The sequence below is a fragment of the Rhodococcus sp. WB9 genome (assembly GCF_007558985.1).
In the GTDB taxonomy this organism is placed as follows: Bacteria; Actinomycetota; Actinomycetes; order Mycobacteriales; family Mycobacteriaceae; genus Rhodococcus_F; species Rhodococcus_F opacus.
On the sequence record NZ_CP041769.1, the window covers coordinates 5,823,820 to 5,845,869 of the forward strand.

Genomic DNA, 22,050 nt, shown 5'->3' on the forward strand with positions numbered 1-22,050 from the left:
GAGTGGGCCTGCTCGCGCGCCCTGCCGGGGCACGTCAGGTCGCGGTGAACCAACCCGCGGCAGGCGAGGTCGTGTTGTTCCAGATGTGTTTGACTTCCTGGTATTCGGAGAGCCCGGCGGGTCCGAGTTCGCGGCCGTTGCCGGACTTCTTGAATCCGCCCCATTCCGCCGCCGCCGTGTAGTAGCCGAAGTCGTTGAGCCACACGGTCCCGTGGCGCAGGCGGCGCACCACCCGCTCGCCGCGGGCGGCGTCGGACGTCCGGACGCCGGCGGCGAGACCGTACTCGGTGTCGTTGCCGAGCCGGATCGCGTCCGCCTCGGTGGTGAATCTCTCGACCGTGAGAATCGGCCCGAACGTTTCCTCCTGCACGATGCGCATCGAGCGGTCGCAGTGGTCGAAGATCGTGGGCAGGTAGTAGCTGCCGCCGTCGAGCGCGGGATCGGTGGGCCGGGAGCCTCCCGTCCGGAGCGTCGCCCCTTCGGAGATACCCAGCGCCACATAGGCTTCGATCTTGTCCCGCTGCGCCACTGACACGAGCGGTCCGGTCTCACTGCCGGGATCGAGCCCCGGGCCGACGCGGATGGCCTCGGCCCGCGCGACGAGTGCGGCGACGAAGTCGTCGGCGATCGACTCCTCGACGATCAGCCGCGTCCCGGCCGAGCACACCTGGCCCGAATGCAGGAAGACGCCGGTGAGCACCTGGTCGACCGACGACTCCCACTCGGCGTCCGCGAACACGATGTGCGGGTTCTTCCCGCCGAGTTCCACGGCGACCTTCGTGACGTGCTTGGCCGCGGTTTCCAGAATGGTGGTGCCGGTCGCGAGTCCACCGGTGAACGAGATGAAGTCGACGTCACCGGTATCGGTCAGCGCGGGGCCGAGGTCGGCGCCGCTGCCCTGCACGAGGTTGACGACACCGGCGGGCACACCCGCCTCCTCGATCAGCCGGGCGAACGCGATCGTGCTCAGCGGCGTGACCTCACTGGGCTTGAGCACCATCGTGCAGCCGGCGGCCAGCGCGGGTGCCACCTTCCAGGAGATCTGGAGCAGCGGGTAGTTCCAGGGTGCGATGAGGACGCACACCCCGATCGGTTCGCGAACGACCCGGGAGACGACCGCGGGGTCACCCACGTCGACCACTCGGTCGCTGGAGACGAGGGCGAGCCGGGCGTAGTACCGGAATACCGAGACGACGTCGTCGATGTCGATTCGGCTCTCCACCAAAGTCTTACCGGTGTCCAGCGTCTCGATCCGCGCCAATTCCTCCTTGTCGCGCTCGAGGAGATCTGCAATGCGCGACAGGAGCGACGATCGCACGGCGACCGCCGTCTCCGGCCAGTCCCCGGCATCGAAGGTCGCCCGGGCCGCCAGCACGGCTCGCCCGGCGTCTTCGGGTGACGCCTCGTCGACCGTGGCGATCACGTTCCCGCTTGCCGGGTCGATGCAGTCGCGGGTGCGCCCCGACGTCGCCGCGACCCACTCCCCCGCGATGAAATTCACCTTCCCGAACAACCTCGGGACGTCGAGATCCGCGGATAGTGCCGACATCTTCATACTGTGTCCGAAACCCTCTCGTGTGCAGACTTTTTCGATGTACCGGCGATGAGCGGATCACGGGAGACGTCCCGATACAGCGAGAAGCACAATCCGATCATCACCAGAAGGAACGGCGCCGCCGCGATGATCGTCATCGTCTGCAGCCCCTGAAGGGCGTCCGAGCCGCCGGTCCAGAGGATGAGTGCCGCGGTGCCCCCGGTGAGGGTTCCCCAGAAGATGACGACCCACGTGCTCGGTTCTCGTGCACCCCGCTGCGACAGCGTGCCCATCACCAGCGACGCGGCGTCCGCGCCGGACACGAAGAAGATCGCGACCAGCACCATGACCAGCACGGTGGCGAATCCGGTCAGCGGCAGATGGTCGAGCATCCCGAACAACTGGCCTTCGGTCGACGAGCGCGCCGCCAGGTCGACTCCGTCCTGCTGCTGTCCGATGCCGGCGCCGCCGAACACCGCGAACCACACGAGGCTGACCGAGGTGGGAATGACGATCACGCCGATCACGAACTGCCGGATGGTGCGGCCGCGGCTGATCCGGGCGAGGAACATTCCGACGAACGGAGTCCACGACACCCACCACGCCCAGTAGAAGATCGTCCACGACGACAACCAGGACGCCGTGTCGTCGCCGGCACTCGCGGCCGTCCGTCCCGACATGGTGGCGAGCTGCGCCGCATAGTCCGCGATCGCGGTGGGGAGCAGATTGAGGATGAGGACGGTCGGACCGAGCACGAACACGAACAGCGCGAGAATCACCGCCAGCACCATGTTGATGTTGGACAGCCAGTGGATGCCCCGCGCGACTCCCGACACCGCCGAACCGACGAACGCGAATGTCAGCAGCCCGACGAGGGCAACGAGCGCAAACGTGCCGACGTTGTCCATCCAGCCGATGATCTCGAGGCCGGAACCGATCTGCAGTGCGCCGAGCCCGAGCGACGCGGCGGTGCCGAACATCGTCGCGATGATCGCGAGGATGTCGATGACCTTCCCCACGGCGCCTTCCGAGCGGCGGCCGAGGAGAGGGAAGAACGCGGCGCTGATGAGTTGCTTGCGGCCGCGCCGGTAGGAGCCGTACGCAATCGACAACCCGACCACCGCGTAGATCGCCCACGGATGCAGCCCCCAGTGGAACATCGTCGTGGCCATCGCCGACCCCACCGAGCCGTCCGTTCCCGGCGGCGGGCTCACCAGATGGGCGAGCGGTTCGGCGACGCCGTAGAACATCAATCCGATTCCCATGCCGGCGCTGAACATCATCGCGATCCAGCTCACCGTGCGGAACTCCGGTTTCTCACCGTCGCGGCCGAGCGGAATCCGGCCGTACCGGGAGAACGCGAGGAACAGTGAGAAGACGACGAACGCCGACGACGCGGCGATGAACAGCCAACCGAGGTCGGCCACCAGCCAGTCCAGCGCCGCGGTCGACACGACCGAGAGGTTCTCCGGTGCCAGCAGTCCCCACAGGATGAGTCCGACACCGAGCGCCGCGGCCGTGCCGAACACCACCTTGTCGACGCTCCGCCGCCCCTCGCCGCCGGACGGCGCCGCCGGCTCCTGCTCCTGGTGCCGGGGTTGCGGATCGACATCGTTCACCCTGGGAGGGTCGGTCACCCTCGGTTGCTCGCCGGCGTAGGTCATCGGGGATCCCCGCTCAGCCTTTCGAGTAGCCAGTCGTGGAATTCGCCGATGTGGTGTTCCGCGGGCACCAGCACACCCCCGTTCCGGTACGCCTTCGACGCCATCGTGGGCTGGGTCCGCTCACAGGCGTCGAAGTCCTGCTGGTTGACCCGGTGGAACAGCTCCACCGAACGGGAGACGTCGCGACCCGAGGCGGTGACCTCCGGGGAGTACAGCCAGTCGCATTCGACGATGGTGCGATCCGCGGACACGGGGTACATGCGGTGGAAGATGACGTGGTCGGGCACGAGGTTGACGAAGACCTGCGGCCGGATCGTGATGGCGTAGTACTTGCGGTCCTGGTCGGGACTGATGCCGGACAACGAGTCGAATCCGCCGCTTCCGTCGATGGTGAATCCCTCGACGTCGTCACCGAAGGCGGCACCGTGCCCCACGAAGTACTGTGCGGCAAGGCCGTCCGCGAACTCCGGAAGTACCTCGGTGAGCTCCGGGTGGATGGTCGCGCAGTGGTAGCACTCCATGAAGTTCTCGATGATCAGCTTCCAGTTGGCCGCGACGTCGTAGACGATCCGGCGGCCGAGTTCCAGGGTTCCGATCTGGTACCGGTCGATGGCCGCCGGATCACCGAGTCGTTCGGTGACGGCGCCGACGACCTCGTCCTCGAACGACGGCGGTTCGTCGGCCAGGCACACCCACGCGTAGCCGAGCCATTCGCGAAGCGCGACCGGCACCAGTCCGTACCGCACCCGGTCGATGTCGGCTCCGGTCTCGTCCCGCAGCGCGGCCATGTTGGGGGCCGCCACCAGTTTGCCGTCGAGTCCGTACGTCCACGCGTGGTAGGGACACTGAAGGTTTCTGCGGATCTGCCCTTCGTCCTCGGTACACAACATGGCGCCGCGGTGCCGGCAGATGTTGAGGAAGGCGCGCAGTTCCCCGTCCCGGCCGCGGACGAGGAGCACGCTCTCCCGGCCCACCGTTACCTTCCGGAAGGCTCCGGGGTCGGCGAGATCGGCGGCGCGGACGGCGCAGAACCACATCGCCTCGAACAGGTTCTCCTGTTCGTCCGTGAAGATGTCGGCGTCGGTGTAGTACCGGCCACCGAGGGTGGGGATCAGTGCCGGTGCGGGCGCGGAGGCGGGAGCGGGGGCTTGGACGTCCGGAGCGGACATAGATGTCACCGTTTCTTTCATTGCCGGGAAAGATGCGTGTCGGTCGAGCTGTGACCTGATGTCTGTGTGCGTAGGGAGCGCAGATCGCAAGGGGCGTCGTTGCCGAGTGTGACGACATGTGTGCCCGATCCGCGGCGACCGTTCGAACAGCGGGCAGCCGTTCCTGCCGAGTCATCGCGGCGTCAGCATTGTTGCGTCATCAGCAACGCTATGCGATTTACACAACTTAGACTGTGGCCCGCGGACGTGTCAAACATCACATTCGGCACTTCTTTCGCGGACGCGACATGACCGAAACACCGCGTTAACCGCGGACGGCCGAAACCCGGGCAAACGGGACTATCCGTTCGTCCCACCTTGAGGGAGAAGCACTTCCGGGCTTTCAGTCACCCGTTCCGACGGATTGCTGCGCTTCGATCCGCGCGACCGCGTCGGCGAGTTCGAGCGCCACGGCCTCGAACCGCTCGGGTGCGAGGCGGTACTCCGGCCCGGATACACAGATCGACGCGACGATCCGGTTGGTGACCTTGCTCCGCACCGGCACGGCGATGGAATTGAGCCCCGCTTCGAGCTCCTCGGCCGTGGACGCCCACCCGCGCGACCGCACGTGCTCGAGTTCGACGTCGAACTCCCGGAAGTCGGTGATCGTGTTGGGGGTGAGCGGACTCAAGTGCGGCCCCAGCCGACTCCGGAGCTGGCCGGACGTCAATTCCGAGACCAGGACCTTGCCGGTCGCGGTCGCGTGCGCAGGAGTCACCTGACCCACCCACGTGCGCAGCGCGACGTGGCGATCACTGCGGGCCTCGAGCACGTTGAGGGTCGCCGCACCGTCCAGCACGGCGAGGTTGACCGTCTCCCCGAAGGCGTCGGCCAGGCGGTCGCACTCCGGCTGCGCAACCTCGACGAGCCCGCTCTGCGCGACCGTGGCCTCGGCCAATCGCACCACCGCGAATCCGAGCTGATACTTGCCGCGGACACCCGCTTCCTCCACGAATCCTCGTTGCTGCAGCGATGCGATCAGGCGTGACACGGTCGATTTGTGCACGCCGAGCCGCACGGCGATCTCCGAGGCGCCGACACGGCCTTCTGCCGCGACGATCTCGAGTACGTCGATGGCGCGTTCCACCGCGTGCACGGTCTTCGCCTTTCCTTCCGTTCCCTGGGCCGCGGGCGCCGTTGCCTCGGATTCACTCATGCCCCGAGGTTATGCCCACCGACTTCGGGAACGCAGTTTTTACACGCGAATGCTTGACACCGTGGGGCAGCACCGGAGAGCATTGTGTTGCACAGCTTGCAAGTCGTCGCGCATAGCGCAACAACCGCTCCACAACTTGTCCTTCCTCCCCAACGCTTTCGGAGGTATCGAGTGATTCTCGATAACGATTCCCCAGTTGTGATCCACCCCGGCGCCACGGCCTTCCCCGTGTGCGAACTCGTGACACTGCCCGTGGGCGAAGTCGTCACGGTGACCCCGCCGGGCATGGCTGCCATTTCCGTCTTCCACACCTCCGACGGTCTGTATGCCATCGACGACACCTGCACCCATCAGGACGCCTCCCTCGCCGACGGCTGGGTCGAAGGCTGCACCGTCGAGTGCCCGCTCCATGAAGCGTGCTTCGACCTCCGCACCGGAGTGCCGTCGGGTCCGCCGGCCAAGATCGCAGTCCGCACACACGATGTGTCGATCGTCGACGGCACCGTGCTGCTTCATCTCGAAGAGAAGGGCGACGCCCGATGAACACTGTCCCGAATTCCATTGTGGTACTGGGTGCTTCCCTCGCCGGATTGTCGGCGGTCCGCGCACTGCGCGAGAAGGGATACGCAGGCCGCCTCGTCGTGGCCGGGAGCGAGCAGTCCCTGCCCTACGACCGGCCGCCCCTGTCCAAGGAATTTCTCACCGGCGACCTGACCGACGAGGACCTCCTGTTGATGAACAGCGACGACGACACACTCGACGTCGAATGGCGCATGAACCGAACGGCCACCGGTCTGGTTCGCTCCCCCGACGGGATCCACCGCGTCACGTTCGACGACGGGTCCCACTTCGACGCCGATGCCGTCGTCGTAGCGACGGGCGCGCGCGCCCGGACCCTGCCCGGACACTCCCGTCTCGCCGGCGTGCACACGCTCAGGTCGGTCGACGACGCACGCGCACTGCGTGATTCGCTGTCACGTGCGCAGAACCTCGTCATCGTGGGAGCCGGTTTCATCGGAGCGGAGGTGGCCTCCAGCGCGGCCGGCATGAGCATGAACGTCACCGTCGTCGAGGCCTCGCCCACGCCCCTCGCCGGCCCGCTCGGCATCGAACTCGGGGCGATCTGCGCAGGACAGCATGCCGCGCACGGCGTCCGGCTCCTCACCGGGGCAGTCGTCTCCGCACTGCTCGGTGACGACGCGGTCGAAGCCGTCCAACTGAGTGACGGAACGATCCTCCCCGCGGACGCCGTGGTGGTCGGAATCGGGGCCGTCCCCAACGTCGAATGGGCAAGCGATTCGGAACTGATGATCGAAGACGGTTTCCTCACCGACTCGTCGTGCCGCACGAACGTGCCCGGCGTGTACGCGATCGGCGACTGCGCACGGACTTTCGACGACGCCCACCAGGTGCACCACCGAAGCGAGCACTGGAGCAACGCGGTCGCCCAGGCCGCCACCGTCGCCGACACGATCATGGCCACACCGTCCGGGCCCGCCGCGATCCCGTACTTCTGGTCCCACCAGTACGGCAAGATGCTGCAGTTCGCCGGGACGAGACACAGCACCGACGAAGTCCGGTTCGTCGACGGCGACCCCGGAACCGGTACGTTCGTGGCCACCTACGACCGGGACGGCGACACCGTCGGCGTCTTCGCGATGAACAGTCCCCGGCTGTTCACCCGGTACAAGAAGCAACTCGCCAGGTCGCGGGCCTGATGCCGGCGCTACGTGACGGCATAGCCCAATCGGCTGCTGATCTGCTGGGACGTGTCGAGTGCGGCGCGGGCGACGTCCTCGAACCGTTCCGGCAGCAGCCGGTAGGCGGGGCCGGACACACTCAGAGCAGCAATCATTTTCGACGTGTAGTCCCGGATCGGAACGGACACCGCGTTCAGCCCGAGTTCGAGTTCCTCCTCGGATTCCGCCCACCCCCGCTCGCGAATGGTTTTCAACGATTCCACGAGCACAGGCACATCGGTGAGAGTTTTCTCCGTGAGAGCAATCGGAGTTTCTCCCACCCGCTCCGCGAGTTCGTTGTCGGACAATTCCGTCAGCAACAATTTTCCACTCGCCGTCGCATGTGCCGGGCTGCTCTGACCCACCCAGGTATTGGTACCGACGCCGGACGGACCGTCCGCTTTGACGATGCTCACCGATCGATTGCCGTCGAGTATCGACACATTGACGCTCTCTCCGACAGTTTCCGCCAGTTCGGCGCACAATTCCTGACTCTGCCGCACCAGATCGCCGTCCGGCGACGCGGTGCGGGCCAGCCGGACGATGGAATTGCCGAGCTGGAATTTTCCCCGGTTCTTCAATTGGGCGACGTAACCTCGCGAATCCAGAACGGCAACGAGGCGCGACGCGGTCGACTTGTGGACACCCAGCTCGTCGGCGATTTCCGTGACGCCGGCGGTACCGAGCCTGGCCAGGATTTCGAGTACCGCCAGAGCGCGGTCCACTGACTGCACAGCGCCGGACGGCCGGCTCCGATCTCCATTCGAGTTATCGTCCAATTCAGTCATCGCGACTTCAGGATAGGCGACATCACCGTGCGACGGTTACCTCCATCCACACCCGGTTCCGCGTCATCACCGTCGCGCACGGTGCATATTTCCGCGGTCGATCGCGGAATTGTTGCGATTTCCTCAACCAATCATCGTGGAATTACCTGTAATTCGGGGTTGACCCCCTTACTCTTCCCGACCTAATGTGTTGATATATCAGTTGTCGATATCGGGTTGGGTCAGTCCGCTCCGTTTCGCAATTCACAGTTCTTCCCGGCGCCGTTCGAGCCCACACCGAACACCGAATCTCCCGCTACCTCGCCACACACAGGCACCCACCCAACCAGGAGGACCATTATGGGGTCACCGCGCGTAGTGATCATCGGAGCCGGCATCGTCGGCGCGAACCTGGCCGACGAGCTCACCGCTCGCGGCTGGGATCGGATCACGGTTCTCGACCAGGGACCGTTGCCGCTCACCGGAGGCTCCACGTCACACGCACCGGGCCTGGTGTTCCAGACGAACGCGTCCAAGACGATGACCGAATTCGCCCGGTACACGGTGGAGAAATTCGTCGGGCTCGACGTGGACGGCGAATGGTGCTTCAACCAGCTCGGCGGGCTCGAGGTGGCCACCACCCCCGAGCGTCTCGCCGATCTGCACCGCAAGCAGGGCTGGGCCACCTCCTGGGGCATCGAGGGGGCCGTCCTCGACCCGGCCGAGTGCGCGAAGCTGCACCCGCTGCTGGACGAGAAGCGGGTTCTCGGCGGGCTGTACGTGGAGACGGACGGCCTCGCGAAGGCGTCCCGTGTCGTCGTCGCGCTGGCCCGGCGCGCCGAGGCCCGCGGTGCCGTGTTCCAGGGTTCGACGAAGGTGATCGGCATCGAACAGAGCGGCGGCAGGGTGACCGGCGTCGCCACCGCCGACGGGGTGATCCCCGCCGACATCGTGGTGTCCTGCGCGGGCTTCTGGGGTCCCGACATCGGCGCGATGGTGGGCATGGACGTCCCGCTGCTCCCCCTGGCGCACCAGTACGCGAAGACCGAGCAGATTCCCGAACTCGTCGGACGGAACACCGAACTCGCCGAGGCGGGCTTCCCGATCCTGCGCCACCAGGACCAGGATCTCTACTTCCGTGAGCACGTCGACCGCCTCGGCATCGGCACGTACGCTCACCGCCCGATGCCGGTGAACCTGCGCGACCTGGACGCGAGCGACGACGTGTCCGCGTCCGACATGCCGTCGATGCTGCCGTTCACGGAAGAAGACTTCGCGCCGTCGTGGGAGCAGAGCAAGTTGCTGCTGCCGTGCCTCGAATCCGCGAAACTGGAGGCCGGTTTCAACGGGGTCTTCTCGTTCACCCCGGACGGCGGACCGCTCATCGGCGAGTCCCCGGATGTCGCCGGGTTCTGGATCGCCGAGGCAGTGTGGGTGACACACTCCGCCGGTGTCGGCCGGGCGGTCGCGCAACTGCTCGTCGACGGCCGCTCCGAGGTCGAACTGCACGGCTGCGACGTGCACCGCTTCGAGGAGATCCAGCTCGCACCCGACTACGTCAGCGAGACGTCGCAGCAGAACTTCGTCGAGATCTACGACGTGCTGCACCCGCTGCAGCCCAAGGAGTCTCCCCGCGACCTGCGGGTCAGCCCCTTCCACGCTCGCCAGAAGGAACTCGGCGCCGTGTTCCTGGAGAGCTCCGGCTGGGAGCGCCCGCACTGGTTCGAGTCCAACGCCCATCTGGTGCAGGACCTTCCGGCCGAATGGCAGCCGCCGGCCCGGGAACCGTGGGCGGCGATGTTCCACTCCCCCATCGCCGCGGCCGAGGCCTGGCGTACCCGCACGTCGGTGGCGATGTACGACATGACACCGCTGAAGCGGCTCGAGATCAGCGGTCCCGGCGCGCTGGCCCTGCTGGACCGGCTGACGACCGGCAAGATGGACAAGTCCGTCGGTTCCGTCACGTACACGCTCGCGCTCGACGAGACCGGTGGCGTCCGCAGCGACCTCACCGTCACGCGACTGTCCGACACCGTCTTCCAGGTCGGCGCCAACGGCAACCTCGATCTCGACTACTTCCGCCGCCAATCTCCGGACGACGGCAGTGTGCAGATCCGGGACATCACCGGCGGCACGTGCGGGATCGGGTTGTGGGGTCCGCGAGCCCGGGATCTGGTGCAGGCGCTGAGCTCCGACGACTTCACGAACGAGAACTTCAAGTACTTCCGCGCGAAGCAGGTCCGCATCGGCGGTGTTCCCGTCACGGCGATGCGTCTGTCGTACGTCGGCGAACTCGGCTGGGAGCTGTACACGTCCGCCGACAACGGTCTGCGACTGTGGGATCTGCTGTGGGCGGAGGGGCAGAAGTACGACGTCATCGCCGCGGGCCGCGCCGCGTTCAACAGCCTGCGGATGGAGAAGGGTTACCGCTCGTGGGGCAGTGACATGACCACCGAGCACAACCCCTACGAGGCCGGTCTCGGTTTCGCGGTCCGACTGCAGAAGGGCGACTTCCGTGGGCGTGACGCGCTCGACGGCGTCTCCGACGAGACGGTGGAGCGGCGCCTGGCGTGCCTCATGATCGACGACCGCACGTCGGTGGTCCTCGGCCACGAGCCGGTGTTCGTCGACGGACAGCCCGCCGGGTACGTCACGAGCGCCGCGTTCGGTCACACGGTGGGGGCGCCGATCGCCTACGCCTGGCTTCCCGCGAACGCGACCGTCGACACCGCGGTGGAGATCGAGTACTTCGGACGCCGCATCCCGGCAACGGTCGTGGCCGAGCCGCTCGTCGACCCCGAGATGAAGAAGATCCGGTCATGACCCTCCGAGACGACACGATCGCCGGATTCCTGGACTCGCTCGCCGCTCGGACTCCCGCGCCCGGCGGCGGCGCGACCGGCGCGCTCCACCTCGGCCAGGCAGCCGCGCTGGTCTCGATGGTCGCCCGCTACACCACCGGCAAGAGGTACGCCGACCACGGGATGCTCGTCGAACGCATCTGCGCCTCAGCAGATGCGTTCCGCGAGAAGGCACTGCAGTTCGCCGAGGACGACATGGCGGCTTTCACGGCCGTCATCGACGCCTACCGCCTCCCCCAGGACACGGACGACGAAACGGGTGCCCGCACGTCGGCGATCGCGACCGCCCTCGCCGGCGCCGCCGCGGTCCCCGCCGAGGTGGTGGTCGCGGCAGGCGACGTCGTCGCACTCGCCGACATCCTGCTGCCGGTGGCGAACCGCACCGTCGTCAGCGACGTCGCGGCCGCCGCCGAGGCTGCCCGCGCAGCCGCCACCACCGCCCGGGTCAACATCGAGGTGAACCTGCCGGGTATCACCGATCCGGATACCCGCCGGGCCCTCACCGAGTGCCTGTCCGGCGTCGACGCGATCGTCGAGCGTGCCGACGCAGTCACGACACGAGTACGAAAGCAGCTGAGTTCATGACCAGAAGCCTCGGTGGCGCCGATCTCGCCACCTCCATCCGCGACGACGCGTCCGTCGCCGCCGCAGCCCTCGCCGAAATCGGGGTCCGGCCCAAGCTGGCGGTCGTGCAGGCCACCGACGACGAATCGACCGCCTGGTACGTGCGTTCCATCGCATCTGCCGCGAAACGCACCGGAATCCTCTGCGACATCGTCGATCTCGGTGCCGCGGCCTCGACCGAGCAGATCCGCAGCACGCTCGTCGAACTCGGCCACGACCCGGACGTCCACGGAATCATCCTGCAGACACCCCTGCCGGACGGAACCGACCTCGACTCCCTCCGGGAGGCGATCAACCCCGCCAAGGACGTCGACGGCGCGAACCCGGTCAGCCTCGGCCGCCTCGTCGCGCGTTTGCCCGCGTTCGCGCCCGCTACCGCACAGGCCGTGATCGCCCTCCTCGATCACCACGGAATCTCCCCGCACGGCAGGACGGCCGCGGTGGTCGGCAGATCGACGGTCGTCGGAAGTCCCGTCGCGCATCTGCTCGTGCAGCGCAACGCGACGGTGACCGTCTGCCACCGGCACACCACCGACCTCGCCGCCGGCACCCGTGACGCCGACATCCTCGTCGTCGCCGTCGGCATTCCCGGACTGATCACCGCCGACCACGTCGCCGACGGCGCCGTCGTCATCGATGTCGGGACCACCGCGACCGCGGACGGCCGACTGCTCGGTGACGTCGACGCCGCGGCCGTCGACGGCCGGGCGGGCGCGCTGACCCCGGTACCCGGCGGGGTGGGACCGGTGACCACGGCGTTGCTGCTCAATCACACGGTCGACGCCGCCGCGACCCAGTACGCCCAGACTAGATCGGACTCCCTGCTCGCCGGGTTCCGTAGCAGCGTCTGACTCCGTCTCCACCCCTTGACCCGCTCGTCCAGCCTGAAATAGCATGGGCCCATTCTGATATATCAGTTCGCTCGGACTGACACCTCAAGTAGTGACACCATAACCAGTCCGGCATCGAGGAGACCCACATGACCCAGACCTTCACCCTGACGCTCAGCTGCGCTCAGCGTCCCGGGATCGTTCACGCAGTCAGCTCCTTTCTCTTCGAGCAGAACTGCGATATCGCCGAGCATCAGCAGTTCGACGACACCCGGAGCGACGCGTTCTTCCTCCGCACGTCGTTCGTGTCGGCGGAAGATGTCGACATCGAGCGCCTCACGGCGGAATTCGGGAGCGTCGCCGCGAAATTCGGCATGACGTTCAACTTCAACGGCAGCGACCTGCCCCGGGTGATCGTGATGGTCTCCAAGATGGGTCACTGCCTCAACGACCTCATCTTCCGCTGGCGAGCAGGCAACCTCGGCGCCGAACTCGTCGCCGTCGTCTCCAATCACGAGGTGCTGCGACCGATGGCCGAGGCCGCCGGGCTGCCGTTCGTCCACGTCCCGGTCACACCGACCACCAAGCCGCAGGCCGAGGCCCGGCTGCTCGAACTCGTCGAGGAGTTCGACGCGGATCTCGTGGTCCTCGCTCGGTACATGCAGGTGCTGTCGGACGACGCGTGCCGCGCGCTACGCGGACGGGCCATCAACATCCACCACTCGTTCCTGCCCGGTTTCAAGGGCGCCAAGCCCTACCACCAGGCGTTCGATCGCGGCGTCAAGCAGGTAGGGGCCACCGCCCACTACGTGACACCCGATCTGGACGAGGGCCCCATCATCGAGCAGGAAGTCATCCGCATCGACCACTCCTTCGACCCGGCGCGACTCGCCACGGTCGGGCAGGACGCCGAAGCCCTCGCGCTGTCGCGGGCTGTGCGCTGGCACTGCGAGAACCGCGTCCTGCTGCACGGTCATCGGACGGTCGTCTTCAGCTAGGCGCTTCGCGCCCGTGCGCCTTTTTGGGCTCTACTGACTCATTCGTGGGTGGGTTCGGCCGGGTAGTTGTGGTCGAGCGCCCCCGAGGCTGAGCATCGCGAGTGCGATGACGGCCTCGGGGGTGTGGAACCCGAATCCGCGTCGGGTGATGAGGCGGATTTTGGTGTTGACCGATTCGATGCGCCCGTTGGACAGGCCGTGTTCGATGGCGGCGAGGATGGCGGGTTTGTGGGCGCGGATGCTTTTCTGCAACGCGACAAAGGCCGGGATCCGGGACCGTCTCGCCCAGCCGATCCATCGATCGAGTTCGGTGGCGGCGTTCTCGGCCGGGAGTTGGAAGATCAACCGCAAGGTTTCCTTGAGTAGGTAGGCGCGGTGCAGCACCGGGTCGTGCAGTTCGATCCACCGCAGCGTCGCCTGCTGCCCGGTGGTGAGGGTGTCCGGGTTCTTCAGCAACGCCCACCGGCTGCGTTTCACCGTTTGAGCTGGTCCGCCCTTCGGGCGGCGGCGTGGTTTCCAGCCGCCGCCGCGGGAGGCGTTCTCGGTGGCCCGGGCCCGGTTCCACGCGGCCCGGCGGACCGCGTCGAGGGCTTCGGTGGCCCAGGCGACCACGTGGAACGGGTCCGCGCAGCGGATCGCATCCGGGCAGTACCGGGCCACCACCGATCCGATCCACCCGGCCGCGTCCGAGGTGACGTGGGTGATTTTCGCGCAGCGTTCGGGCCCGAGCCGGTCGAAGAACCCGGACAGGGTGGCCGCGTCGCGGCCGGGGGGCGGCCCACACCAGCCGGCCGGAGTCGTGGTCGACGACGACCGTCAGATACTTGTGGCCCTTCTTGTAGGAGATCTCGTCGATCCCGATCCGACGCAGCCCGGCCAGCGGGTCCCGGGCGGGTGCGGTGTCGGCCCACACCCGGTCCACGATCGCCCCGACCGTGCGCCAGGCGGTGCGCGTCACCTCGCAGGTCGCGGCCTTCGAGGTGTGCGTGGCCAGCCACGCCACCGTCTGGTCGAACGCGTGGGTGTGCCCGGCGCGGTGCCGGGCCCAGGGCACAGCGGCCACCGTGACCCCGTGTTCGCGGCAGGACACCCGTGGGGCGTCGGCCTCGATAAAGGTGCGGACCAGGCCGCAGTCCGGGCCGCGCCATCGCCGCCGCCCGGTGCCGCCGTCGTAGCCGGGGCTACGCCGACCGCACAGCCCGCACCGGGACCGGGCCCGGGCCTGCGGCCGGACCGCGACGATCACCGCCACGGCCGTGGCATCGAAATCAACGTGCTCGATCACCGTCTTTTCGACACCCAACACCTGACGCCATATCCTGGCTTCGCGCACGCCGTTCTCCCACACATGTAGCCGACTGACCCTAGACAAGCCAGAACGCTACTGGGACAACGGCGTGCGCCCTTACAATGCCCAGCTACCACCCACGATCACAGCAGTAGAGCCCCTTTTTGGTAGCTCCCGCTACCAGAAAGGCGCACGGGCCGGAGGCCTACAGCAGGTCGCGGATGGCCTTCTCGAAACCGGCGACGTGGGCGAGGGTGAGGGACGAGGCAGCGCTCTCGTCGCCGTCGACGATGGCCCGGAGCAGGGACACATGCTCGCGGACGTGGCTGGCGACGTCGGGCAGCCGGTCGAGGAAGAGGCACCAGATGCGGGTGGCATGCGCGTCGAGGCTGACGAGGATGTCCTCGAGGTGAGGGTTCCCGGACGCACGGTAGATCTCGCGGTGGACGCGCACGTCCTTACGCAGGACTTCGCGCGGATCTTCGCTGTCGTCTATCTCGGCGATCTCGTCGGCGAGCGCGGTCAGCCGGGCTCGCGCGTCCGGGGACGCCGTCCGGGCCGCCCGGGCCGCCGCGGTGGGTTCGAGTTGCTTGCGGATCTCGGAGATGTCGGCGAGGTCGGTCATGTCGACGGCGGTGGCGAACGTGCCGCGACGCGGGTAGGCGACGACGAGACGTTCCCGCTCGAGGCGCTTGAGCGCTTCCCGTACCGGTGTCCGGCCGAATCCGAGTTCCTCGGCGAGACGGTCGTCGTTGATCGGTTCGCCGGGCCGGATGTCCAGCATGACCAGGCGTTCGCGCACGATCTCGTACGCGCGGTCGGCGTTGGTGCCGCCGTTCGACGCCGTGTCCGCGACCGATGAATGCGCCAGGCTCATGTTCCGTCTCCCTGATTTTCCGGAGCTATTGACCTTTGTCCGGTGCTGACCTTACTCTACTTTCCAGTTGATATATCAGTTCGAAGTCAACTGACCTTCCAGAAAGGCGAACCATGACCGTGGACACCGCACACCTCACCGAGGTGGCAGCAGCGAACCCGACGCTGACTCATTCGCTCGCCGATCTCGACCCCGCCGTGCACCAGGCGATCGCGGCCGAGCTCGAGCGACAGCAGGGCACCCTGGAAATGATTGCCAGCGAGAACTTCGCCCCGCTCGCGGTGATGCAGGCGCAAGGGTCGGTACTGACGAACAAGTACGCCGAGGGCTACCCCGGACGCCGCTACTACGGCGGATGCGAGCACGTCGACGTCATCGAGCAGCTCGCCATCGACCGCCTCACCGCACTGTTCGGCGCGAAGTTCGCCAACGTGCAACCGCATTCGGGCGCGCAGGCCAACGCCGCCGCGATGTCGGCACTGCTGAAGCCCGGCGACGGCATCCTCGGCCTGGACCTCGCGCACGGCGGTCACCTCACGCACGGAATGAAGCTGAACTTCTCCGGCAAGCTCTACGACGTCGCCGCGTACCACGTCCGCGAGGACGACCATCTCGTCGACATGGACGAGGTGGAGCGTCTGGCCCGGGAGCACCGCCCGAAGCTGATCCTCGCCGGCTGGTCCGCCTACACACGCCAGCTCGACTTCGCCGCGTTCCGTCGCATCGCCGACGAGGTCGGCGCGTACCTCATGGTCGACATGGCGCATTTCGCCGGACTCGTCGCCGCCGGACTGCACCCCTCCCCCGTCCCGCACGCCCACGTGGTCACGTCGACGACGCACAAGACCCTCGGTGGTCCCCGCGGCGGTGTCGTTCTCACCAACGACGAGGCATTGGCGAAGAAGTTCAACTCCTCGGTATTCCCCGGTCAGCAGGGTGGTCCGCTCGAGCACGTGATCGCCGGCAAGGCCGTCTCGTTCAAGCTCGCCGCCGAGCCCGAGTTCCGGGAGCGTCAGGAGCGCACGCTCGCCGGTGCGAAGATCCTCGCCGACCGCCTGCTGCAGGACGATTCGCGGGAGGCGGGCATCAATGTCGTGTCCGGCGGCACCGACGTGCATCTGGTGCTGGTGGATCTGCGCGAGTCCGAGCTCGACGGTAAGCAGGCCGAGGACCGGTTGCACCGGGTGGGAATCACGGTGAACCGCAACGCGGTCCCGTTCGACCCGCGGCCGCCGATGGTCAGCTCCGGGGTGCGGATCGGTACTCCCGCGCTCGCGACCCGCGGTTTCGACCTGGACGCGTTCACCGAGGTCGCCGACATCATCAGCTACGCGCTGCGGCCGGCCACCGACGAGGCCGGGCTCGACGAACTCCGCGGCCGCGTCGACGCTCTCGCGCTGCGTTTCCCGCTCTACCCCGACCTGACGGAGGCGAACTGATGAGTGCCACCCAGCCCCCCGGCGCCCACCTGCCCGACCATCCCGACTTCCTGTGGCGTAACCCGGAACCGAAGAAGTCGTACGACGTCGTCATCGTCGGCGGTGGCGGACACGGCCTCGCCACCGCGCACTACCTCGCGAAGAATCACGGCATCACCAACGTCGCGGTCCTGGAGAAGGGCTGGCTCGCGGGCGGCAACATGGCCCGCAACACCACGCTGATCCGCTCGAACTATCTGTGGGACGAGAGCGCCAAGATCTACGAGCACGCCCTCAAACTGTGGGAGGGCCTCGAGGACGACCTCGACTACCCGATCCTGTTCAGCCAGCGCGGCGTCCTCAATCTCGCGCACAGCCTGCAGGACGTCCGCGACAGCGTCCGCCGGGTGGAGGCGAACAAGCTCAACGGCATCGACGCCGAGTGGGTCGGACCCGACGAGGTCAAGAAGCTGTGCCCGCTGGTGAACATCTCGAGCGACATCCGCTACCCCGTCCTCGGCGCGACGTATCAGCCGCGGGCCGGGATCGCCAAGCATGACTACGTGGCCTGGGGATTCGCGCGCCGCGCCGACGAGGCGGGCATCGACATCATCCAGAACTGTGAGGTCACCGGGTTCGTCACGGACGGCAACAAGGTGACCGGGGTACGCACCACCCGCGGCGACATCGCCACCGGTCAGGTCGCGCTGTGCGCGGCCGGGCACACCTCGACGCTCACCGACATGCTCGGCATCCGCACCCCCGTGCAGTCCCACCCGCTGCAGGCGCTGGTCTCCGAACTGCTCGAGCCGGTGCACCCCACCATCGTGATGTCCAACGCCATCCACGTCTACGTCTCGCAGGCGCACAAGGGTGAATTGGTGATGGGCGCCGGTGTCGACTCCTACAACGGGTACGGCCAGCGCGGCGCGTTCCACATCATCGAACGTCAGATGGCGGCCGCGGTGGAGTTGTTCCCGGTGTTCGCCCGCGCGCATCTGCTGCGCACCTGGGGCGGCATCGTCGACGTGTGCCCCGACGCCTCCCCGATCGTCGGACGCACCCCGTACGACAACGTATATCTCAACTGTGGTTGGGGCACCGGCGGTTTCAAGGCCACCCCGGGGTTGGGCTGGTGTCTGGCGGACACCATCGCGAACGACGAACCGCACGAGTTCATCGCACCGTTCAGCCTCGACCGGTTCGTCACCGGTGCCCTCGTCGACGAGCACGGCGCCGCGGCCGTCGCCCACTGATCCCCCGTCGCGCACTGAAATTCAGGAGCCACAATGCAACTCATCGAATGCCCATGGTGCGGGTCCCGTGAGGAAACCGAGTTCCACTACGGCGGCGAAGCCCACGTCCTGTATCCCGAAGACCCCGAATCGCTGACGGACGAACAATGGGCACATTTCGTGTTCTTCCGCGCGAACCCGAAAGGTCTTTTCGCGGAACGGTGGAACCACAGCGCCGGCTGCCGGCGCTGGTTCAACGCCGTACGCGACACCGCCACCTACCGATTCCACAGCGTCTACCGCTTGGACGAGCAGAAGCCGACGATATCGTGAACGCACCCTTCCGCACCCGCCAGGGCGGTCGCCTCGACCGCGACACCTCCTACACCTTCACGTTCGACGGCCGGGAACTGACCGGTCACCCCGGTGACACCCTCGGTTCGGCCCTGCTCGCGAACGGCGTCCACCAGATCACCACCAGCATCAAACTCGGCCGGCCCCGCGGCATCACCGCGGCCTGGGCGGAGGACACCGGCGGCCTCGTGCAGATCGAGGAGCCGTTCCCCGAGCCGATGCTGCTCGCCACCACGATCGAGTTGTTCGACGGTCTCGTCGCCCGCGGCATCCCCGGTCAGGGACGGCTCGCCGAGATCGCTGATTCGGCGAAGTACGACGCGAAGCACGTCCACACCGACCTTCTCGTCGCCGGCGCCGGACCGGCCGGTCTCGCCGCCGCTCTCACCGCGGCCCGGGCAGGTGCGCGGGTGGTGCTCGTCGACGAGCAGAGCGAAGCCGGCGGAGACCTGCTCGGCAGCACGGACCTCATCGACGGCGCCCCCGCCCTCGACTGGGTCGCGGCCGCGGTCGCCGAACTCGCGACCTACCCAGATGTGCTGCACCTGCAGCGCACCACCGCGTTCGGCAACTACGACGACGGCTTCGTCCTCGCGCTGCAGCGTCGCACCGACCATCTCGGTGTCGAGGCTCCCGCGGCGCTGAGCCGCCAACGGGTCTGGCGGATCCGCGCCCGGCACATTCTCGTCGCCGCCGGCGCGCACGAGCGTCCCGTCGTCTTCACCGACAACGACCGCCCAGGCATCATGCTCGCGCACGGCGCCCGCACCTTCCTGCACCGCTACGGTGTCAAGGTCGGCGAGCAGGCCGTCGTGTTCACCACCAACGACAGCGCGTACGAAGCCGCGATCGACCTGCACGACGCCGGGGTCCGCATCAACGCGATCGTCGAGGCCCGCGACGAGGCACCCGCCCGCTGGCAGCGTGAGTGCGACGAGCGAGGCATCACCATCCGTACGGCGTCGGTGGTGTCCGGCACCCGCGGCAACGGCCGGATCAGTCACGCCGTCGTCTCGCAGCGCGGCGAATCCGACACCCGGATCGGCGTGCCGCTGGCCTGCGACGTCCTGCTGGTCAGCGGCGGCTGGAACCCGGCCGTGCACCTGTTCTCCCAGGCCCGCGGCAAGCTCCGCTACGACGAGAACCTCGGTGCCTTCGTGCCCGGCGAGACCCTCGACGGAGTCTCCGTCGCCGGGTCCGCGAACGGTGTGTTCGACCTGGACGGGTGCCTGCGCGACGGGCAGACCGCAGGCCAGGCGATCATGCGCGATCTCGGCTTCACCGTTCCCGAACGCACGATCGACTCGGAACCTGCACCCGCGATCGAAAAGTCCACTCCGCTGGTGCTCTGGCGGGTGCGGGACGTCGCCGGTGAGGACACCCAGTTCGTCGACGTGCAGCGCGACGCGACGGTCGCCGACCTCGCCCGCGCGGTCGGCGCCGGGATGACGTCGATGGAGCACATCAAGCGCTACACGACCATCGGCACCGCGCACGATCAGGGCAAGACGTCCGGGGTGATCTCCTCCGGCATCACGGCCGAACTGCTCGGCAGGCCGATCGAGACACTGGGCACCACCACGTTCCGGCCGCCCTACACCCCGGTCGCGTTCGCCGCCCTCGCCGGCCGCAGCCGCGGCGCCCTCTTCGACCCCGAACGGGTGACGGCACTGCACGATTGGCACGTCGGCCGCGGCGCGGTATTCGAGGACGTCGGCCAGTGGAAGCGTCCCCGCTTCTACCCCCTCCCCGGGGAGGACATGGACGCCGCCGTGCTGCGCGAATGCGCCGCCGTGCGCCGCAGCATCGGCATCCTCGACGGCTCCACCCTCGGCAAGATCGACGTCCAGGGCCCCGACGCCGGGATACTGCTCGACATGGTCTACACGAACATGATGAGCACCCTGAAGGTCGGCATGGTCCGCTACGGCGTCATGTGCGGTGTCGACGGCATGGTCATCGACGACGGCACCGTCATGCGCCTGGCCGACGACCGGTTCCAGGTCTTCACCACCACCGGTGGCGCCGCGAAGATCCTCGACTGGATGGAGGAATGGCTGCAGACGGAATGGCCCCACCTGAGGGTGCGGCTCACCTCGGTCACCGAACAGTGGGCCACGTTCCCCGTCGTGGGGCCGCGCTCGCGCGACGTGATCGGTGAGGTCTTCCCCGACCTCGACGTCAGCAACGACGCGTTCCCGTTCATGGCGTGGCGCGACACCTCCCTCGGCGGCGTCCACGTACGGGTCGCGCGGATCAGCTTCTCCGGCGAACTCGCGTTCGAGGTCAACGTCGACGGCTGGCACGCTCCCGCGGTCTGGGCGCGCCTGATCGCCGCGGGCGAGAAGTTCGACATCACCCCGTACGGCACCGAGACCATGCACGTCCTCCGCGCCGAAAAGGGCTACCCGATCATCGGTCAGGACACCGACGGCACGGTCACCCCGCAGGACCTCGGGATGAGCTGGGCCGTGTCGAAGAAGAAGCGCGACTTCATCGGGAAGCGCTCCTTCGCCCGGGCGGAGAACCAGAACCCGCTGCGCAAGCAGTTCGTCGGGCTGCTGCCCCTCGACAAGCAGACCGTGCTGCCCGAGGGCGCACAGATCATCGAAGAGGCGTTGGACGGCATCCTGCCGCCCGCACCGGTGCCGATGCTCGGGCACGTCACGTCGAGCTACCTCAGCGCCGAACTCGGCCGCCCGTTCGGGCTCGCCCTCGTCAAGGGCGGCCGGGCCCGGCTCGGCGACACCCTGCACGTCCCGGTGGACGGAAACCTGGTCGCCGTCGAGGTCACCGGTTCCGTCCTCGTCGATCCCGAAGGAGCACGCCGCGATGGCTGACACCCTCGTCCCCCTCAGCCCCCTGCACGGCTGGGACCAGAAATTGTCCGAACTCCCCGAGTCGGTGACCATCACCGAGGAACCGTTCGTCGCCATGGTCGACCTGTGGGTCGACCCGACCGGACCGGGAGCCGCGGCCGCCGCGACGGTCCTCGGGTTCGACCTCCCCACCGCGGCGTCGACGTCCGCCGGCACCGACGCCGTCACCGCGGTCTGGCTCGGTCCCGAGGAGTGGCTGATCACCACGCGGTCACAGCCGGCGCCCGCGCTCGAATCGGACCTGCGGGCGGCGGTGGCCCCCCACGGCGGCGCCGCGATCGACGTCTCCGGACAGCGAACCACCCTGCGGCTGCGCGGCACTCACGCCCGTGACGTCCTCGAGAAGGGTTGCTCACTGGATCTGCATCCCACGGTGTTCGTCCGCAGCACTGCGGCGCAGACCATGCTCGGCCTCGCGGGCGTGATCCTGATCGCGCTCGACGAAAGGGGAACCGACTACCGGATCCTCGTGCGGTCGTCGTTCGCCCGGTACCTCGCGGAGTGGCTGATCGACGCCGCCGAGGAGTTCGGCGTCGACCCCGTGTAAGCGACAGCGCCGGTTCGGTGGACGGCACGGCGTCGTCCACCGGACCGATCCCCCCTTCTGGAAGGAGGTGC

Annotated in this window: 17 protein-coding genes and 1 pseudogene; 11 read left to right on the forward strand and 7 right to left on the reverse strand. The window is 67.7% G+C overall.

What is annotated here, in order from left to right:
- Nucleotides 1–34: 34 nt before the first annotated feature.
- From FND50_RS27190 to FND50_RS27205, 4 genes are all read right to left on the reverse strand, one after another.
- Complete coding sequence (locus FND50_RS27190; RefSeq protein WP_144287764.1) at nt 35–1,555, reverse strand: aldehyde dehydrogenase family protein; 1,521 nt, start codon at nt 1,553–1,555, stop codon at nt 35–37.
- On the reverse strand, nt 1,552–3,198 hold the full coding sequence (locus FND50_RS27195; protein WP_144287765.1) for a BCCT family transporter: 1,647 nt from the start codon (nt 3,196–3,198) through the stop codon (nt 1,552–1,554). The genes FND50_RS27190 and FND50_RS27195 overlap by 4 nt, the downstream gene beginning before the upstream one ends.
- Complete coding sequence (locus FND50_RS27200; RefSeq protein WP_007300410.1) at nt 3,195–4,367, reverse strand: aromatic ring-hydroxylating dioxygenase subunit alpha; 1,173 nt, start codon at nt 4,365–4,367, stop codon at nt 3,195–3,197. The genes FND50_RS27195 and FND50_RS27200 overlap by 4 nt, the downstream gene beginning before the upstream one ends.
- A gap of 382 nt (nt 4,368–4,749) precedes the next feature.
- Nucleotides 4,750–5,562, reverse strand: coding sequence for an IclR family transcriptional regulator (locus FND50_RS27205; protein WP_144287766.1), 813 nt, complete (start codon nt 5,560–5,562; stop codon nt 4,750–4,752).
- Nucleotides 5,563–5,760: 198 nt separating this feature from the next.
- Between FND50_RS27205 and FND50_RS27210 the strand changes: the two genes are divergently transcribed.
- Both FND50_RS27210 and FND50_RS27215 read left to right on the forward strand, forming a co-directional pair.
- A complete protein-coding gene (locus FND50_RS27210) occupies nt 5,761–6,105 on the forward strand; it encodes a bifunctional 3-phenylpropionate/cinnamic acid dioxygenase ferredoxin subunit (protein ID WP_144289175.1) in 345 nt (114 codons plus the stop codon).
- The gene (locus FND50_RS27215; protein WP_144287767.1) at nt 6,102–7,280 is read left to right on the forward strand and encodes an NAD(P)/FAD-dependent oxidoreductase; all 1,179 of its coding nucleotides are present in this window, start codon (nt 6,102–6,104) and stop codon (nt 7,278–7,280) included. Before FND50_RS27210 ends, FND50_RS27215 begins: the two co-directional genes overlap by 4 nt.
- Nucleotides 7,281–7,288: 8 nt before the next feature.
- On the opposite strand, the gene FND50_RS27220 is transcribed toward FND50_RS27215, so the two are convergent.
- A complete protein-coding gene (locus FND50_RS27220; RefSeq protein WP_037203089.1) occupies nt 7,289–8,089 on the reverse strand; it encodes an IclR family transcriptional regulator in 801 nt (266 codons plus the stop codon).
- Between the two features lie 339 nt (nt 8,090–8,428).
- On the opposite strand from FND50_RS27220, the gene FND50_RS27225 reads away from it, so the two are divergent.
- The 4 genes from FND50_RS27225 to purU all read left to right on the forward strand — a co-directional run bounded on the left by FND50_RS27225 (nt 8,429) and on the right by purU (nt 13,381).
- A complete protein-coding gene (locus FND50_RS27225; protein ID WP_144287768.1) occupies nt 8,429–10,891 on the forward strand; it encodes an FAD-dependent oxidoreductase in 2,463 nt (820 codons plus the stop codon).
- Nucleotides 10,888–11,514 (forward strand): cyclodeaminase/cyclohydrolase family protein, encoded by a 627-nt coding sequence (locus FND50_RS27230; RefSeq protein WP_144287769.1) that lies wholly within the window; start codon nt 10,888–10,890, stop codon nt 11,512–11,514. The genes FND50_RS27225 and FND50_RS27230 overlap by 4 nt, the downstream gene beginning before the upstream one ends.
- Nucleotides 11,511–12,404, forward strand: coding sequence for a bifunctional 5,10-methylenetetrahydrofolate dehydrogenase/5,10-methenyltetrahydrofolate cyclohydrolase (locus FND50_RS27235; RefSeq protein WP_144287770.1), 894 nt, complete (start codon nt 11,511–11,513; stop codon nt 12,402–12,404). Before FND50_RS27230 ends, FND50_RS27235 begins: the two co-directional genes overlap by 4 nt.
- Before the next feature lie 128 nt (nt 12,405–12,532).
- Entirely contained in the window at nt 12,533–13,381 is an 849-nt protein-coding gene (gene purU, locus FND50_RS27240) for a formyltetrahydrofolate deformylase (RefSeq protein WP_005572856.1), read from the forward strand.
- Between the two features lie 30 nt (nt 13,382–13,411).
- Here the strand turns inward: purU and FND50_RS27245 are convergent.
- Nucleotides 13,412–14,714, reverse strand: a pseudogene (locus FND50_RS27245) (ISL3 family transposase).
- Nucleotides 14,715–14,874: 160 nt separating this feature from the next.
- On the reverse strand, nt 14,875–15,546 hold the full coding sequence (locus FND50_RS27250; protein ID WP_144287771.1) for a GntR family transcriptional regulator: 672 nt from the start codon (nt 15,544–15,546) through the stop codon (nt 14,875–14,877).
- Between the two features lie 113 nt (nt 15,547–15,659).
- Here FND50_RS27250 and glyA point away from each other — a divergent pair, with 113 nt between their 5' ends.
- Genes glyA through FND50_RS27275 form a run of 5 tightly spaced genes read left to right on the forward strand, consistent with a single transcriptional unit; the run spans nt 15,660 to nt 21,979 of the window.
- Nucleotides 15,660–16,985: a serine hydroxymethyltransferase gene (gene glyA, locus FND50_RS27255; RefSeq protein ID WP_144287772.1), complete on the forward strand. Its 1,326-nt coding sequence runs from the start codon at nt 15,660–15,662 to the stop codon at nt 16,983–16,985.
- A complete protein-coding gene (locus FND50_RS27260; RefSeq protein ID WP_007300401.1) occupies nt 16,985–18,220 on the forward strand; it encodes a sarcosine oxidase subunit beta family protein in 1,236 nt (411 codons plus the stop codon). The genes glyA and FND50_RS27260 overlap by 1 nt, the downstream gene beginning before the upstream one ends.
- A 33-nt stretch (nt 18,221–18,253) precedes the next feature.
- Nucleotides 18,254–18,532 carry a sarcosine oxidase subunit delta gene (locus FND50_RS27265; protein ID WP_005253973.1) on the forward strand — a complete coding sequence of 93 codons (279 nt, stop codon included), beginning with the start codon at nt 18,254–18,256 and terminating at the stop codon, nt 18,530–18,532.
- Nucleotides 18,529–21,393: a 2Fe-2S iron-sulfur cluster-binding protein gene (locus FND50_RS27270; protein ID WP_144287773.1), complete on the forward strand. Its 2,865-nt coding sequence runs from the start codon at nt 18,529–18,531 to the stop codon at nt 21,391–21,393. The genes FND50_RS27265 and FND50_RS27270 overlap by 4 nt, the downstream gene beginning before the upstream one ends.
- Nucleotides 21,386–21,979 (forward strand): sarcosine oxidase subunit gamma, encoded by a 594-nt coding sequence (locus FND50_RS27275; RefSeq protein ID WP_144287774.1) that lies wholly within the window; start codon nt 21,386–21,388, stop codon nt 21,977–21,979. The genes FND50_RS27270 and FND50_RS27275 overlap by 8 nt, the downstream gene beginning before the upstream one ends.
- The last annotated feature ends 71 nt before the right edge of the window (nt 21,980–22,050 follow it).